This window comes from Roseibium sp. RKSG952 (assembly GCF_009711355.1).
The window spans coordinates 1-18,061 of sequence record NZ_SMMF01000854.1 but is presented as its reverse complement, the minus strand read 5'-3'; the positions used below and the strand labels follow the sequence as shown (position 1 = coordinate 18,061).

The window sequence follows — 18,061 nt, the reverse complement described above, 5'->3', positions numbered from 1 at the left end:
CCGGACACCAGATTCAACCATAGCTCGTTCTGACCGCGCCAGAGCCTAAAAACGCCGTCGGGTTCCAAGGCATAAGTTTGGCATGTTTGTTTCTAATGATTTTTTCTGTCTACAATTGATAGGCTAAATGTCCTGGTGCAGTGCGTGCTCGGGTCAATCGTATTGTTCGCCGGTCTTCGGTGTAAGGCGTTACGCAGGGCTGTCGTGTGCAATGATGCAGTAGCCCGAGAGGGCTGCGTTTCTACCAATAAATCACTGAAAAAATTTTACTTTATGAGAAGATCTTGTGTCGGCCGGACGGATATTGATTTGGCATTCGAGCAGGAATAAGCATCTTCGTTTTTCGTAGGCAATACGTTTAAATTAAGTTCCTGTAACTATTAGTCAGGCCTGGATTCGAATTAAATAAAATTAATATATTTCTGTTGTTTGCAAACATTTACAAACGTTAACTGGATTAACATCTAATGATTACGTTATGTCATTACATAGTGATTAGATCAAATCCGAAATGGTGTTGCGATGGCAAATGAGCGAATTGGTTTCATGGTCTTGGTAAACCAAGAAGACCAGCATTCACTGTGGCCTGTATTCAATGATATTCCTGACGGTTGGAAGCAGGTGGGACCGGTCGGCTCAAAAAAGATCTGCCTCGAACATGTAGAACAGGCATGGCCGGACATCACCCCTCTTTCGGGTCGTAAGCAACTTGCGGAAACAATGCGCGAGCGGAACGGCCTGACGGGCTAACGGTCAGCCGCAAGAGACCACGATCCAACGGCACATTGAAATTGGGCGGACCGGGATTTCGGCCCGGCGCGGTTTTGTTTGTTTCATGACCGGCAGTTGAAACCGGCCCTGCCAAACCTTGCACAACCGGAATTTGAGCTTGCTGGCGCAGTTGAGACGCGCCGGCCACCCCCTCTTTTTGTCGAATGACCAGGGCAGGAGCGGCCAACATGAACAGGCGCGAACGATTTCATCAGACACTTGGACAATTGTTGGAACACCGGGCAACCCTCGAGCCGGATGGTACGGCTTTCGGGTTTTACAGCTACCGCCAAACGGGTACGCCGGACCGCGTGGACCTGACCTATGGGGCCTTGTTTGACCGGGCAAAACGGATTGCGTCCGGACTGGTCGCGGACCTTGAATACGGCGATCGTGCCCTGATCGTTTGCGCGCCGGGGCTGGACTACATCACCGCCTTTTTTGCTTGCCAACTTGCCGGGATTATTGCGGTTCCGGCATACCCGCCGCGCAACATCAAGCATATGGAACGGCTTGAAGCGATTCTGGCCGATGCGGATGCCGCAACAATTCTTTGCCAGTCGGCGCAACTCGAGAAACTGCGTGCTTGGTCCTCCGGCGCGCGGGACCTTGCGTTTCGCTCGGTCGATATCGCGTCGCCTAAGTCGACTGCTGCCTGGGCACCGTTTTCCGTCGACCCCGGAGCAATCGCATTTTTACAATACACGTCGGGCACAACCGGAAGTCCCAAGGGGGTGATGGTTACGCACAATCAGGTTCTGGAGAATCTTGCGAGAATTTACGAAGTTGCGCGTTCGGAGTTCAATCCGGCCCCCGGTAACACGGATGTTGTTTGCGGCTGGTTGCCGCCCTACCATGATATGGGGCTTGTCGGCACCATTCTATATCCGGTCTACGCGAACGTCCCTGCCTATCTCATGCAACCGGCAAGCTTCCTGCAGCGTCCGTTGCGATGGCTTCAGGCGATTTCGGAGACCGGGGCGACCATGGTGACTGCCCCGAATTTTGCCTATCAGATGTGTTGCGATGATATCGCGTCAGAAGACCTAGATGGGCTGGATCTCTCGAGCTTGAGGATCACCTCCAGTGGTGCGGAGCCGGTTCAGGAAAAGACGCTGAATGCGTTTGCCACGAGATTCCGGGCGTTCGGCTTTGACGCGTCCACCTTCTGCCCCTCTTATGGTATGGCGGAATTCGTTCTGACGGCGACCGCCTGGCAGCCGCAAAAGGCGGCAAGCCGCATGAAGTCTGCATCTCGAGACAACGCTGGTTGCCTGAACCTCATGAGCCTGCCTTCAAAGGCCTTCGTAAACGAGCAGACTGTGACTATGGGCGACCGGAAGGTTGTGACATGCGGGAGTATTGCCGAGGGGCAGGCGATAGCCGTGGTTGACCCCGACACGCGTAGGAAACTGAAAGACACCGAAGTCGGTGAAATCTGGTTGAGCGGCCCGTCCATGGCGTCGGGTTACTGGAACCGGCCTGAACTGACACAAGAGGTTTTTCAGGCGGCGCTTAAAGGGGATATCAGGGGCCGCGTTTGGCTGCGTACCGGGGACATGGGTGCGTTGGTGAACGATCAGTTGTTTGTCCTTGGACGCCGGAAGGAAATGGTCATCATTCGTGGCCAGAACCACTATGCCGTGGACCTCGAGATCACTGCCAACGCCAGCGACCCTATGCTGGGCAACGACCGCACCATTGCGTTCGGAATTGAGCGCGATGGTCTGGAGCAGCTCGTTCTGGTGCACGAATTGAGCCGGTCGACAATGAGGCGGTTTGATCCCAATGCACTCGCGCGGTCCATGAGGCGGGCCGTGCTGGAAGGAAACGAGATTGATGTAGCGAACACTGTTTTCATCAAGCCGGCATCGCTGCCACGCTCGACATCGGGCAAACTCCAGCACCTCAAGGCGCGCGCCCAGTTTATGGAAGACACCTTGAACGAAGTTGCCCGCTGGGACGCACGCACTGACATGTCCGTTTTGACCGACCCGTTGGTGATACGCAGATTCGCCGGGCTTGACCGCTCCGCAGAATTGCCAGGACCCATTGAAATCAAGGCGGCGCTCAAGGGTATTGCGGGTGTTTCAGAGACTTCGGTCCATTGGCGCCTTGGAGACGCCGGGCTGTTTTGGCTCGATGTCGGATTGCAGCCGGCCGAAAGCCTGGACACCGAGGAGTGTGCGATGCTCGGATCTTGCGCCGAACAGGCTATTATGCGGGTCTCTTCAGACAGTGTGCCCTTTCTCAAGGTATCGGTCCGTTCGCACGCCAGTGATACTGGTGATATTTTACTGCCTTGCCTGGACCACAGCCACGCCACCGGAGAACCGCCGGAAGGCGACATGGAACAATTGATTGCGTCAGCGATTTCGGCCTTTACCGGCAGGGCGGACGTATACCGCGACACGAATTTTCTCGACATCGGAGCCGATTCACTCAAAGCCGCAAGACTGATCGGCTATCTGGAGGAAAAAGCAGGGGTCGTTGTTTCTCTTCAAACGGTTTTCGAAGCGCCTACTGTGCGCCAACTGGCATCAGCGCTTGCAACATGTACCGAAGCCTCAACCGGCCCGATCCTGCCGGCGGATCGTTCGGTCCCGATATCCTTGTCTCCCCAACAGGAAAGGCTCTGGTTCCTGAACCAACTCGATCAGCAAGCCGGTCTTGCCTATAACGAGGTGCATGCCTTTCGGCTCAATGGCCCGGTCGATCTTGTGGCGTTGAACCGTGCAATAGAGCGGCTGGTTGGCAGGCACGAAAGTCTCCGGACACGATTTTCCGACCTTGAAGGCGGTCCGGTACAGATTGTGGAGCCTTTGGAGAACAGCGGTTTCCGGTTTTTGGTTGAAAATGCCGAAGGCATTACATCGGCAGATCTGAATTCCCGTGTTCGAGAATTGTGCGAAGAACGGTTTGATCTGCAGGCGGGACCGGTCTTTCGCGCGCGTTGGCTGGTAACTTCCAAAACAACCAGTCTCCTTGTGATCGGGGGGCACCACGCCGTTTTGGACGGCTGGTCACTTCGCATGCTCATCGGCGAGTTGACGGTGCTATATCGTGAAGAAACAGGAGGCGAAGCGGCGGAACTCCCCGATCAGACCCTTCATTATGCGGACTATTCGGTGTGGCAACGTCATACGATGACGGCTGACCTGCTTGAGACCGAAACCGCGTGGTGGTCGCACCACCTTGCCGGGTCCCCGCCAGCAATTACCTTACCCTTTGACCGGCCAAGGCCGGAGAAAATGGATTACTCTGGCGGTTCGATCGATTTCTCGGTTCCTGAAGACACAATCCGCGGATTGAGATCCATTGCCCGTGAAAATGGCGCAACGCTGTTCATGGCGCTGGAAACTGCCTTCGCGGCTCTTTTGTCCCGGTTTGGGGCGGGACCTGACGTGTTGATCGGAACGGCAGTTGCGGGGAGGTCCCGGCCGGAACTGGAAAACCTCTGTGGTTTTTTCGTCAATACGGTGGCGCTTCGCAACCGTATCGGGCTTGAACACTCCTTTATCGAGCAACTTGTTGAAACGCGCGCAACGGTCCTCAATGCGTTTGCGCATGATCGCGTTCCGTTTGAAGCCGTTGTGGATGCGGTTTCTCCTGTTCGCAGTCTCAGCCATGCCCCGCTTCTGCAAGTCTTGCTGGTCTTGCAGAACATGCCGCAAGGCGATGGCCTGATGCTGGGGGAAACCCAAGCCATCCCGTTCTGTGCGGGCGGACGGTCCAATACACAGTTTGAATTGTCGCTTGAGCTGACCGAAACGGGTGCGGGTCTTACCGGCATCCTGTCCTATGCCCGTCAGGTATTTGAACGCGAAACCGCAGCGCGGATCGTGACCGCATTTCGCCGTGCGCTCGATTTCGTGACAAAGTCGCCAGAAACAGCGCTGCGTTACATTCCTCTTTTGGGGGCATCTGAACGGCGGCTGGTGACAAAAGGGGTCAACGCGACCGACCGTGCTTACCCGCTTGATCAAACCATTTTGGATCTCTTTGCCGGGCAGGTCCAGCTTCGACCCGGCGCATGGGCTGTTTCGGATGCCAGGCGGCGGGCGACCTACGCCGAACTCGATGCCGCATCAAACCGTCTGGCGCGGCACCTGATCGCGCATGGCGCCGGTCCGGAGATTGTTATTGGCGTTTGTCTGGACCGTTCGACCGATCTGATCGTCTGTTTGTTCGGGATACTGAAAGCGGGAGCTGCCTATTTGCCGCTTGATCCGGATGGACCAGCCGACCGGCTGAATTACATGGCGCAGGACGCCAATGTGAAGGCGGTTGTCACCTCAAGAAGGCATTCCGGGCGGTTGGAGGAACTCGCAGTCGGCACCGGTCCGATGCTTGTGATTTTGGATTCTGAAGAGACAGCAGATGCACTTGCTGATTGCCCGTCCTCTGCCATAACGGATGTGGACCGGCACGCACCGCTAACCCCGCAGACACTTGCCTACGTCATTTATACGTCCGGTTCGACCGGCAAGCCCAAAGGCGTCATGGTTGGCCACAAGGAGCTGACCAACCGTCTTGCCTGGATGCAGGAGGATCTCCCGATCGGGCCGGATGATGTGATCCTGCAAAAGACACCGTTTACCTTTGATGTGTCGGTCTGGGAATTCTTCTGGTGGGCCGCCAACGGCGCCAGTGCCGTGTTGTTGGCTCCGGGCGCGCATCGCGATGCGGCGAAGGTTGCTCAGGCCATGAGCTTCCACCATGTCTCCGTCCTGCACTTCGTGCCGAGCATGTTCGATCACTATCTGGATTTGCTTGAAAGTGGAGCCGGTCTCGCCAGTCTTGAAAACCTCAAAGCGGTATTTGCCAGCGGAGAGGCGCTATCTGCCCGAGCTGTTCAGCGTTTTCACGATATCACCCGTATGCAGGGCCGCTCCATCGCACTTTGCAATCTTTATGGTCCGACCGAGGCAGCGGTGGATGTAACCGCCTATCGAACGGCAGGTGACGAAACGCTCGTGCCAATCGGTGCGCCGGTGCCAAACACGCAGATCTACGTGGTCGATGAAAATCTCGTGCCTGTGCCAGTTGGTGTTCCCGGAGAACTTCTGATCGGTGGCGTACAGGTCAGTCGCGGGTATCTCGGCCGGCCCGGATTGAGTGCCGAAACCTTTGTGGCGGATCCGTTTTCGGGCAAGTCCGGACAACGGCTCTACAGGACCGGTGATCTCGCCCGCTGGCTATCGCCGGGAACTCTGGAGTATCTCGGAAGGATTGACGCGCAGGTTAAAATCCGGGGCATGCGGGTGGAACTCGGCGAGATCGAGGCAGCCTTGGCTGGGCAGGGCGGAGTGGCTCAGGCGACTGTCGCCATATGTGAAAAACAGCAGGGTGAAATTACCGGATCCCAGTTGATTGCCTTTCTGGTACCTGAGTGTGGTAAATCGAATTACTGTGAAGAAATACAGATAGTTGAACCTGAAACCTTCGTTGATCTCTCAGTTCTCAGGGCGCATCTGAAACGGGTTCTGCCGGAGCACATGGTGCCTTCGGGATTCGTCGGGCTTTCGCACATGCCGTTGACGACCTCCGGCAAGGTGGATCGCAAGGCATTGCCAACCGCAAACGTCACTGTAGTTCGAGCAGATTATGAAGAACCAAAGACAGATACTGAAAAAAACGTGGCAAATGGCTTCTCATGCGTTCTGGGTCTGGAGCGGATTGGGCGGCATGACAGTTTCTTCTCGCTCGGGGGGGACTCACTAAGCTCGGTACGGCTTGTCAACCGGCTCAGGAAAACGAGCAGAAAGGCTGTTGAAGTCAGGCATGTGTTCGAAGCGCAGAGCGTTGCAGAACTCGCAGTGCTGCTTGAAAACCTTGGGAACTGTGCGGAGCAGCTGCCGCTTGTGCGCGCCAACCGGTCGGAACCGATTTCCCTGTCTTGGCAACAGGAGCAGCTATGGTTTCTGAACCAGCTCGATAACCGCGCGAGTGCGGCCTATCATGTCGAAAAGGCATTTCATCTTGCAGGGACCCTCGACAAGGCTGCATTGGCACGGGCGTTCAAGAAACTGCTTTCCCGTCATGAGGTCCTCCGCACCGTATTTGTGTCTGATGAAAACGGTACGCCACATCAAATCATATGCCCGGAAGACGGCTGCGCTTTCGAACTTGACCTGGATCAACAGCCGGATCTGTCTGACGCGGAACTTGAAGAAGATGTCGCAAGGAGGCTGGCGCAACCGTTCAATCTGGAGACCGGGCCGCTGTTTCGCTTAAGCCTTGTCTCGCAGTCCGAAACCTCTCATGTGCTGCTGATCGGTGGGCACCATATCGTTCTTGATGGCTGGTCGCTCGGTATCTTGGTCAAGGACCTCACGGCATTTTACGAGGAAGAAGCTGGTGGGCCCGCCGCGAAACTGTCCGACCTTGTGATCCAGTATGCCGATTTCGCGATGTGGGAACGCAAGGTGTTGTCGGAAGACCGGCTCAAGCAAGAAGAGAGCTGGTGGAAGCGTGAACTCTCCGGTGCACCGGCTGCAATTGAGTTGCCTTTCGACCGTCCGCGCCCGCAAAATATGGATTTTGCCGGAGGGGCTGTAGAGCTCCCGGTTGCCGCAGACGTGACGCAACGGCTCAAGGCGCTGGCGCAGGCAAATGGTGCCACCTTGTTTATGGTGCTTGAGACCGCCCTTGCGGCACTCCTGTCGAGACTTGGCGCGGGCGCCGATGTGGTGATCGGTACGGCAGTGGCTGGCCGGTCAAATCCCGAGCTTGAGGGGCTGTGCGGCTTCTTTGCCAATACCGTGGCGCTCCGAAACCGGGTTGATCTCGTTCAGTCCTTTGCGCAGCAGTTGCGAGATACGAAGATCACGGTTTTGAATGCGTTCGCGCATGACAACACGCCGTTTGAAGTGGTGGTGGATGCCGTCGCGCCGGTGAGATCGCTCGGTCATTCGCCGGTCACGCAAGTGATGCTGGTGCTGCAAAACACGCCTGACCGGACAGCTTCGATCCGTTTGGGCGAGGCAGTGGCAAAACCGTTCGGGCTGGAGGCTGCGGGAGGGGCAAAGTTTGAACTGATGCTGGACTTCTTGGAAACCGAAGCAGGCCTTTCCGGAAAGCTGACCTATGCGTCTCAGGTGTTCGACGACAGCACCGCGGCTCGGATCGGAACAATGTTTACCCGGGTCCTGCACGAGGTTTCTGTGTCGCCCGAGGCCCGTCTCCATGAAATTCCGCTATTAACTGCGCTTGAGACTACGCGCGTGACGCGGGATTTCAACGATACCTATCTGGCGTTTCCGCAGGATGTGACGGTTGTTGATCTGTTTGCCGCGCAGGCAGCATCCACTCCGGGAAAGACGGTTTTGATAGATGGGGATCGGCACTGCTCCTATGCCGGTCTTGACGCAGCATCGAACCGCCTAGCCCGGCATCTGATTGCCTTGGGGGTGGGGCCGGAGTTAATTGTCGGTGTCTGCCTCGAGCGCTCGTCAGAGCTGATTATTGCCTTGCTCGGCATTCTGAAAGCAGGTGGCGCCTACTTGCCGCTTGATCCCGACTATCCTGACGAACGCATGGCGTTCATGCTGGAGGACGCCGACGCGGCGCTAGTTGTTTCGACAAACGCTTTTGCGGATCGATTTGGCAGGTTTCGGGTCGTTGTTCCAAGCGCGGATACCAATGCATGCCCTATTGCTGCCCGCGGCGATGCGCCGGTCACCAATAACGACCGTCACGCGCCGCTCACGTCCAACAATCTGGCTTATGTGAAATACACCTCCGGTTCGACAGGCAAGCCCAAGGGTGTGATGGTCGGGCACCGCGAGGTCGTCAGCCTCATTCATAATGACTACCCGGTGATCGACAAAACCGGGCGGCTTCTGCAAACCGGACATCCTGTTTTTGATGCGGTTACCTTCGAATACTGGGTACCGCTATGTTTCGGCGGCTGCCTGATGCTGCCGCAGGATCGGGTGATTACAACCGAAACGCTGCAAGCCTTCAGCAAGGATGCCCCGATAGACACGCTTTGGCTCACGGCAGGCTTGTTTAACTCACTTGTCAAAAGTGACCCGCATGCATTTGAAAAAATATCCAATCTCATCGTTGGCGGTGATGTAGTTGATCCGCATGCTATTGCCGAGTTGAGACCGATGGCGAACCGGCCGGCGTTGTTCAATGGTTACGGGCCGACGGAGGCGACGACGTTTGCGGTTTCCGGGCCGATTGATCCGGACCTCGACTACGACCGGATCCCGATCGGATTGCCATTGGCAAACACTGAGATCTATATCGTCGATGAATACATGAATCCGGTTCCGGTCGGCGTTGCCGGGGAAATGTGGATTGGCGGTGTCGAGGTGACACGCGGTTATCTTGGCAGACCCGGCCTGACTGCGGACAAGTTTATTGCGGATCCATTCTCGGGCAAACCCGGTGCCCGTTTGTATCGGAGCGGTGATCTTGGCCGCTGGCGGCAAGACGGCACACTGGAGTTTCTGGACCGGATCGACACCCAGGTAAAGATCCGTGGCATGCGCGTCGAGCTTGGCGAGATCGAGGCCGCGCTCCTTGCTCAAGACGGAATTTCGCATGCCGCTGTCTTGGCGCGGAAGGATGCCGGTGCTCCCGGCAGCGAGCCGCAGCTGATGGCTTATATCGTGCCGGAGGGCTATTTGCCTGATGCCCGTGATGAAGAGCGGCAGGAACCGGGTGAGCGTGATTTCGAGGTTGTGCAGCCTGAAACGTTCATCGATCTGGAGGAACTGCGATCGCGGCTTCAACGGTCCTTGCCGCACTATATGGTCCCGACCAGCTTTGTCGGATTGTCGAACTTGCCGCTGACGCCGTCGGGTAAGGTGAACCGCAAAGCCCTGCCAAACCTCGAGGGGACGCTGGCACGGCCAATTCATGTGCCTCCGCAAACGGAAACCGAAACTCTTGTCGCGAACGCCTTTGCGGACCTTCTCGGTGTGGAAAATGTTGGCCGGGCCGATGGGTTCTTCGCGCTTGGCGGGGATTCATTGAAATCCGTCCGCCTCGTGGCCCAGCTTGAACGAGCAAGCGGCAAGGCAATCGCTGTTAAAGATGTTTTCGAAACACAATCCGTTGCGAGCCTTGCGGCCTTGATCGACGCAGCCGTCAGCAAGAACGATGATCTGGGCTACGCGCCGCTTGTGGCTGAACCTGACCACCGGCATGAACCGTTCCCGCTGACCGATATCCAGCAGGCCTATTATCTCGGCCGACAGGGAGCCGGAGCCGTGGGGGATGTGTCCTGCTATGCGTTTCTGGGTTTCGAGATCCCGGATCTCCATACGGGCAGACTGGAACAGGTGTTTGATGAACTTGTCGCGGCCCATCCGGCCTTGCGGACGATATTTCATCCGGATCTGACCCAACAGGTTTTGAAAGATGTTCCGCCGGTTGCAATCCCGGTCACCGACCTGTCGCAAATGCCTTTGTCGCTAGCAGAGAAGGAATGGGAGGCTCTGGTTGCGGCGCGCTCGCATCGGGTCCTGCCAGCTGATCGCTGGCCTCTATTTGAGCTGGCGGCTGTGAAGATGCCGGATGCCAGCTGGCGGTTGACATTCGGCATTGATCTCCTGATCGGAGACGCGGTCAGCTTGCAATTGCTGCTCGGGCAGGCCTTTGCACGCTACTTCGGCATTGTTGAAGAGGTTCAGGTGCCGGAAATCCGCTTCCGGGATTTGGTGCTTCATGCCGAAGCTCACAAGCAAAGCCAGCGCTATGACCGCGCAAGGACCTATTGGGTCGACCGGCTGGACGCATTGCCATCCTCTCCGGTCCTGCCGCACCAAACAGAAGCACGGCCCGAGGGAGCGACCCGGTTTTCCAACCGCCAAATGCGCCTTGACGGAGCCCGCTGGCGGATTTTCAAGGGGAGGGCGGCTGAAGCCGGTCTGACGCCCGTCTCCGTGCTGGCAACAGTCTATGCGGAAGTTCTGGCGCGTTGGTCCGGCATGGACAATCTCCTGCTGAATGTGACCGTGATGGGCCGCAAGCCGGTACACGAGGCGATTTGGGAGGTCATCGGCGACTTCACATCCGTGAGCTTGCTTGCTGCACAAGACTGCCGCCAAGGTGCGTTCCGCGAGCGGGCGCGGCGGCTGCAGGGTCAGCTGGCGGAGGACCTCGACCATTCCGACTTTTCCGGGATCGAAGTGTTGCGCGCGCTCGGTGCTCTCGGGCGCCGTGCGGAAGGTCCGCATGCGGTCTTTACCAGCACATTGGGCCTGACAACTGAGCAAGACCCCCTGCTGATCGGGCGGGAGCACGGCATCGAGCTTCTGGTTTCGTCCGGGCAGACGCCTCAGGTTCTGCTCGATTGCGGCGTATCGGAAGGCCCCGACGGACTGAACGTGAACTGGAGCGCTCCGATCGGCCTGACCCCGGAGGCAGTTCTGGATGACATGTTCGCAGCCTTCCATCATCTGCTGGACTGTCTCGCCGGTGAGCGGGAGTCCTGGAACGCGTTGCCATCCGTTTGGCTTCCCGAAAACCAGACTGACATCCTCCAAAACGCAAATGCGGACAATCGGCCTCTTCCCAAAGGCCGGTTGCAAGATGGGGTGTTTGTCTCAGCCACTGCCTATTTCAACCGGGCGGCGCTTCTTGGGCTGGACGGGAACGGTGACATTCATGGCGGCACGGGCCTGAGTTTTGGCCGGTTGAGCAGGTGCGCCCTTGCATTGGCGCGGACAATCGAGACGAAAAGCCTTGAACACAAAGACGGCGGATTGCGGCCGGTCGCCATCCTGATGGAGAAGGGCTGGGAGCAGGTTGTTGCAGCACTTGCAATCCTGGAAGCGGAGGCCGCGTTCCTGCCGATCGCAGCGAACCAGCCGTCCGCGCGGATTGCGACCGTCTTTGCGAATGCCGGGGTGGAAACGGTGTTGTGTGACCGTGCCAACGAACACCTCGCCCATAGCCTCGCGGCTGCCGGGGATATTGATGTCATTTGTGTGGAACCCGGGCTTCTGAATACAGATTTTCCAGGCAGCGCGCGGCGGAATACCTCTGAGAGTGTTTCGCCGCTTGATCCGGCCTATGTGATTTACACATCCGGATCGACCGGCACCCCAAAAGGCGTTGTGATTAATCATCGGGCCGCGCGCACGACGCTGTCCGATATGGAAACGCGTTTTGATGTTGGGCCGGATGATCGGGTGCTCTGGGTGTCTGATCTCGGTTTTGACTTGTCGATCTTTGACCTGTTCAGCGTTTTGGGCAGGGGAGGCGCGGTGGTCCTGCCGGCCCCCGGTTCGCGTGCGGCCCCGGAACTTTGGGGCGAGCGGGCTGCACAACATCAGGTCACGATCTGGAATTCTGTTCCGCAGTTGGCGGATATGGCGGTCGGCGCGGCTGCGGAGGGCAACCTCTCAAGCCTGCGGCTGGCGCTGTTGTCGGGTGACTGGATCCCGTTGCCCGTACCTGGACGTATCCGTTCTGCGGCGCCACATTGTCAGATCGTCAGCCTCGGCGGAGCCACCGAAGCGGCCATCTGGTCGATTTATTATCCGATCAATGACGTCGATCCGTCTTGGGCCAGCATCCCCTATGGCCGGCCTTTGTCTAACCAGCAATTCCATGTTCTGGGGGCGGATTTCAATCCGTGTCCGATCCTCGTTCCGGGCCAACTTTATATTGGAGGCGACGGACTCGCGGACGGCTACCTGAATGATCCGGCACGGACGGCGGAACGGTTTGTTTTTCACCCCCGAACCGGGGAACGCCTCTATGATACGGGCGATCTTGGCCGGTATCTTGAAAACGGAGATATCGAGTTCCTCGGCCGGGCCGATTTCCAGGTGAAGATCCGGGGGCACCGGGTCGAGCTCGGCGAGATCGAAACCGTCCTGCAGACCCACCCTCAGATCGAGACAGTAATCGTGAGTGCTGCCGGTGAGCGCGACAACAAGCGGCTCGTCGCCCATATCGTTGCAAAGACGCAGGCCGATGCCTGGGATCCGCAGGATCCGGTTATCCTGACAGGCAAGACCGACCGGGCGGCCTTTACGCTCGCAGGACACGGCCGTCCGGGCGCAACGGATGGCGTTTCGATCCCCCTGTCCGGCAACGTATTTGAACCGGAGCGCCGTGCGGCCTGGATCGCGCGCCAGAGTTATCGGCAGTTTGAAGGTGGTGCCTTGAGCGGGGACGAGCTGGAGAGCTGGTTGGCTGACGCAATGGCAACTCGCGAACATACGCAAAGCCGCCTTCAAACCGGTGACGGCCTCGGAAGACTGCTCGGGGCACTGCAGGCCATGCCGGTTGACGGCAGTATGCTTCCCAAACGGTTCTATCCGTCGGCGGGAGGGCTGTATCCGGTGCGAACCTATCTGCAACTGGATGAGAAAGACGCTGCGAAATTCGGGATGGTTGCCGGAGCCTATGTCTATGACCCGGTTGATCATGCGTTGCTCGCTTGTCCGTGCGAGGCGAAAGCCACAGTCATGTCGTCAATCGCGTTTGTCGGGCATTTGCCTGCCATCGCACCGCTCTATGGTACGTGGTCACCGGAGGCCTGTGCACTTGAGGCGGGGACCATGCGTGCTGCACTCAGCGAGATCATGCCGGGCCTGTTGCAGCCGGTCGACATGTCGAACCTTGACGAGGATGGTTTGCGCCAGTCACTCGGTCTTGGCTCACCAGACGAAGATCTACTCTTGGCTGTACTTGAGCTCGGGGGTGCGGAGCAAGAGGCCCGGCCTGCCGGCCCGGGTGTTGCCGTCTACATGTCCGTGAAGCCCGGGGCGATCGAGGGACTTGCTGGTGGCGTTTATCGCCATGATCGGAAAAACGGGCTGATTGCGTTGAAGAGCGCCGAGTTGGAGGCAGGGGATTTTCCCGGCCTCAACCGGGCCATATTCGAAAATGCTTCGCTTTGCATTGTTCTTGCTCAAATCGGAGATATTTCAGCGGATGCAGTCAGTTGTCAATACAGTGCCGGTGTCGCGCTTGGACGTATGGCGCAGACTTTAGCGCGCACCGGTTCGGAATGGAATATCGGTACCTGTGCGGTCGGCGGCATCGATCCAGCCCGATTGAACGCTGCTGTGGGTTTGCCAGAGAATGGTGGCCGTACCGGCCCGGCGATGCATGTGCTGCTGGCCGGGCCGATTGATCCGTCGCAGGAGAAGCAGTGGCAACCGGCAGGAATGGCGTCTGCGGACAAGGCCGACCCCCATGGCATCAAGAGCTGGCTCAGGGACCGCCTGCCAGAGCACATGGTGCCGGCTGCCATGATGGCAATTGACCACGTACCGCTCACGGCAAACGGGAAGGTCGACCGGAAGGCGTTGCCTGACATCGATGCGGCGGCGTCGGCTGCTGTTTATGCCTCACCGCGTGACCGAACAGAAGAAGTGATGTGCGCCCTGATCCGCGATGTGATCCCGCGCGATCAACTTTCGCTGGATCGTATCGGCATCGACGACAATTTCTTCGATATGGGCGGCCATTCGATCTTCGCTGCTCAATTTGCAGCCCGGGTGGAAAAGGAGCTTGGCATTCATATGCCGGTGCGGTTGGTTTTCGAAAGCCCGACAGTGCGGCAGATGTCCGAACGGTTGGCTGACACTGCCGAACCGGCGCTCCCGAAGGTTCAGCCGGTAGATCCTTCCGGCCGGATCCCGGCATCCTTTGAACAGGAGCGGATGTGGCTTGCCAACCTGCTTCATGCGGATCAGCCGGTTTACAATGAAGGTCTGCCATTGGTTTTGCGCGGACCGGTGAACACCGATGCACTGGTACTGTCTGTCCTGGAGCTTCTTGACCGCTACCAGGTTCTGCGGACGCGGCTGGTGACGCGCGATGGTCGGCTCTGGCAGGAAATTGACCCGCCCGGAACATTGACGCTTGCGTTTGAAGACTGGTCGGACCGCGCGGCATCGCCGGACGAGTTGGAAGCCGAGGCATCAAAGGCGTGTACGGCGCTGATTTCAAAGCCTTATGATCTCGGCTCCGAGCATCCGTGTCGTGCACTGGTCATAAAGATCTCAAACGACCTGCATGTCTGGTGTCTTGCCGTGCATCACAGTGTTGGCGACAACTGGTCCCTGAGCCATATCATGCAGTCGGATTTCCTAGAGCTCTACAGGGCTGCCAGTACGGGTGAGGCTGCGGACCTGCCGGCAATCAGCCTGACCTACTCCGACTATGCTTCCTGGCAACGGTCTGATGCCATGGCTGCCATCCACGCCGAAGAGCTCGATTGGTGGAAACAGAAGTTGCACGATGCGCCGACCGCTCTGGACTTGCCTTTCGATCGTCCTCGCCCCTTTGAGCGCACCCATGAAGGGCAGCGCTTCGAGATGGCCGGGTTCGATCCAGCCGAATGGCGAATGATTGAGGACTACGCTGTTCAACGCGGTGCCACACCCTTCATGGTGTTCGTCGCGGCCTTGTCCGGCCTGTTGGCCAGGGTCACCCGGTCGTCCGATATCGTGCTCGGGACACCTCATGTGACGAAACCGGCTGCGGCTTTGTGGGACGAGTTCGGCTATTTCGGCAATACGCTGGCCCTTAGGACACAAATCGATGGCGAATGGTCTTTCAACGCTTTGCTCGACCAGGCCAAGGCTGTTGTCAACGATGCCATTGCGCATGAAAACATTCCGTTCGAGCAGATTTCATCTGCGCTGCCGGGAAGTCCCTCAAATGTGACACCGGTGTTTCAGGTCATGATTGTCATGCGCGCCTACATGGATGACCGCGCGCTCCTGCTTCCGGATGTGGACGTGGGTTTCCTCGGTCAATCCTTGCCGAACATCTCCAAATACGATTTGATGGTGGATATCAATCCGGGGCCGTCCGGCGTGGCCGTCTCACTGGAATATGCGACGGATGTGTTTGATGCGCCCACGATTGAAAGGGTCGGTGGCATGCTGAAGCGCTTCCTCTCACAAGCGCTGAAGACACCCGAGGCCAAGCTGGTTGAACTGCCGGTCCTGGGGGGGCGGGAAGAACAACGGATCTTGAGGAGTTTCAACGATACCGCTGCCGTCCGTCCTCAAGATCAGACATTTGCCGATCTGTTTGTCCAGCACGCTGCAACATTTCCGGACAATCTGGCGGTTGTGGATGGCAATCAACGCTGGAGCTACGGGGACGTGGACAGGGCATCCAATCGTCTGGCGCGTTTTCTGATCGACCTCGGGGTCGGACCCGATCACGTTGTGGCAGTCTGTCTGGAACGCTCGACGGAGATGATCGTCTCCCTATTTGCCATTCTCAAGGCGGGTGGAGCTTATCTGCCGCTTGATCCAGGCTATCCTGCCGCCAGACGGGCCTTCATGATCGAGGACGCGGGGGCAGGGGTTGTCATCACCAGCTCGAGGCAGTCGCGTATCCCGGATCGTGCAGCGGGAGGACGTGAAACACTGACCGTGGTGCTGGATGAGAAGGCGGCCGCTTCCAGGATCGGAACCTTCCCGGATGCACCGGTCAGGGTTATGGATCGTCATGGGCCGCTGACACCGGAAAACCTCGCCTACATCCTTTATACCTCGGGATCGACCGGCAAGCCGAAAGGTGTCATGGTCGCTCACAGCTCGCTATTGAACCACCTCTTGTGGACACAGGATTATTTCGGGTTTGCTCCCTATGATGCGCTGGTGCTGAAGACCAATTATACGTTCGATGTCTCGGTGTTTGAGTTGTTTGGCTGGTGTTTGTCTGGCGCGTCTGTCTGGTGTCTGCCGGTGGGAGCCGAGCGCAATATCCGGGAGGTTTATGATTTTCTGACTGAAACTCCTGCGTCCTATTGCCATTTCCCGGGAGCGCAACTGGATCTCTTTTTGAGCCAGTGCCTTCAGACCGGCCTTCCGAACGAGCGCCTGCGCATCCTGGCAAGCAGTGGAGAAGCGGTCCCGGTAACGGCTGTGCAAAAATTCGTTGAGCTGGATGGTGAAAAAACCTTGCGGCTTGAAAACCTGTATGGGCCGACAGAAGGGACTGTCCATGTCACGGCTCAGGTGTTGGATCAACCTATGGACACGGTGCCGATCGGGAAACCGGTCGCAAATACTCAAGCCTATGTGGTTGATGGGTATCTCAATCCGGTTCCCGTTGGAGCAGCCGGGGAACTGCTGATTGGTGGAACACAGGTCAGCCGGGGTTATCTCCGCCGCCCGGGCCAGACGGCAGAGGCCTTCATCGCAGATCCGTTTTCCGGTGTGCCTGGTTCTCGGCTCTACCGCACCGGTGACCTTGTGCGCTGGAGGTCCGATGGCGTGATCGATTTCCTTGGGCGAACCGATACTCAGGTGAAGATCCGGGGCATGCGTGTGGAACCGGGTGAAATAGAAGCGTCACTCGCAAGGCATGCGCCCGTCGCCCAGGCTGCCGTTCTGGCCCGGGCCTCAAAACAGGGTGGCAACATCGATGAACTTGTCGCCTATCTTGTGCCGGATCACACTGCGGCGGGCGTACTTGCAGACGCTGCGGGCGTTTCGCACGGGGATTTGCCTGCAGGTGAGCGTCAGGCGGTCCAAATTGCCGAATTGCGAGAACTGATCGACCTCGACACCTTGCAGTCAAGGCTGAGGGATGACTTGCCCGAGCACATGGTGCCAGCCCGATTTGTTGGCCTGTCCCGACTGCCGTCGACACCATCAGGAAAGGTGGACCGCAAGGCCTTACCGCAGGTCGACGGTGCGGTGGCGCAGGCAGCTTATGAAGCGCCTCGGACCGGAACGGAACAGCTTGTCGCGCGGGTATATGCGGAGGTTCTGGGCGTTGCGCGTGTCGGACGTGGTGACGGGTTCTTTGCGATGGGTGGTAATTCTCTTGGTGCCGTGCATCTTGTAACCCGCCTCGAGGAAGTGAGTGGCAAGACCGTGGCAATACGGGACTTGTTTGAAGCGCCAACCGTCAAGGACATTGCGCGCAGGATGGATGAAGGCAAAACCGACTACACGCCGTTGATCCCCTTGGGGCGCAGTTCAGAAAGCCGGGGCACTGCGCCTCGAACCCTGATCTGTTTCCCCCCGGCCGCCGGTCTGGCGTTCCCGTATGGCCAAGCCAGCGTTCTTGAGGCGTGGCGCCGGTTCGGCGATGTGGTGGCGGTTCAAGCTCGCGGATATGGCCGCAAAGAGGAAGCATTCACGTCCTATGCGGAAATGGTGGATTGCTATGCCGCGGAAATCACCCGCTCCATCACAGGGTCGGCGGTCTGCATCGGCTGGTCGCTTGGCGGCTTCGTGGCCCATGATGTTGCAACGCGGCTTCAGGCGGCAGGCATGACCATAGAGGGCGTTGTAATTCTGGATTCCAATGCAGGGGAGGAGGTCCGGGCGGGGGA

2 protein-coding genes are annotated in these 18,061 nt (G+C 58.0%); both read left to right on the top strand.

Going from position 1 to position 18,061, the window contains the following annotated elements; genetic code table 11:
* Positions 1 to 522 precede the first annotated feature (522 nt).
* The gene (locus E1297_RS10710; protein WP_155137842.1) at positions 523 to 750 is read left to right on the top strand and encodes an MbtH family protein; all 228 of its coding nucleotides are present in this window, start codon (positions 523 to 525) and stop codon (positions 748 to 750) included.
* 209 nt (positions 751 to 959) lie between these two features.
* A partial coding sequence (locus tag E1297_RS10705; protein WP_196223272.1) for a non-ribosomal peptide synthetase occupies positions 960 to 18,061 on the top strand: 17,102 nt, incomplete at its 3' end.

Bases quoted from the DNA above. Each gene is read 5' to 3' on its own strand.
- E1297_RS10710 (WP_155137842.1), top strand. From the start codon at position 523: ATGGCAAATGAGCGAATTGGTTTCATGGTCTTGGTAAACCAAGAAGAC.